Below are 832 nucleotides of genomic sequence, written 5' to 3'. Positions count from 1 at the left end.
CGTCACGGCGTTAAATAGCGCCATCAACGGATCGATTTTGCCCGTCCCACTGGCCTGTTTCGTGATGTTCACCGCATTGCCAACCGGGACCACGCGTGCGTTCCCAACGCACCACGCCATCAGCGGCTGACCACCGTGAATCAGCACACCATCGGGCGCGCCTTCATCGTCTGCGCTGTGACCGCTGCCCGCAGTCGCGAGACGACGCTCGGCCGTCTTGATCGCGCCTGAGAGCTTCCAGCCTTGCGAGATTCCAACTACCTTGTCTTCTGGTATGCCCACTTCGGCCAACGCATCGAGCACGCTGCCGATGCCCGCCGGGTCTGCTCCCACCTTATCGAGCAGACCCGCCTGAAAGATCGTGGCAACGATGTCGGCGACATCACGTACGTCATCTCCAATCTGCGCCACCATCGTCAGGTCACCATCGCCTTCGAAATCGCGCAGCCGCGGCGCAATCTCCTTTCGACGATCGAGCACAGACGGATGCGCCCACGCGTGCGTCCAGGCAAGCCAGTTACGCGTGTCTTTCTCGCGACCCACTACCGCAAGCCCGAGCAAGTCATCGAGCCCGCCGCCATCGATTCCCACGTCGATTACCTCTGAACGAGCCATCAGCGCCTCAAGCGTGAGACCCGACGCGAGTACTGCTGCCTCCCAGAACTCCGCGCCCGCCCAGCGATCTGAGCGCAATGCAAGGCCGATCTCTACGTTGGCGTGCTTCGCGAGGAACCCCCGGAATGACTCTTCGCCCTCTTCGCGCGCCTTGCGGAACTCGCGCTCTAAAAACGCCTGATCAACAGAGAATCCGAAGTTCGGATTGACCATCGCC

The 832-nt window shown here is 61.7% G+C and carries 1 protein-coding gene; it reads right to left on the bottom strand.

Features of this window, described 5'->3' with window-relative positions; all coding sequences use genetic code 11:
- Positions 1-832: terminase TerL endonuclease subunit (locus QCE79_RS39470; protein ID WP_404989469.1), on the bottom strand; the 832-nt coding region annotated here is incomplete at both ends.

This window comes from Caballeronia sp. LZ003, from assembly GCF_031451465.1.
Taxonomy (GTDB): Bacteria; Pseudomonadota; Gammaproteobacteria; order Burkholderiales; family Burkholderiaceae; genus Caballeronia.
Note: the sequence above shows the minus strand (reverse complement) of the source record. Positions and strands in the feature narration are given on the sequence as shown.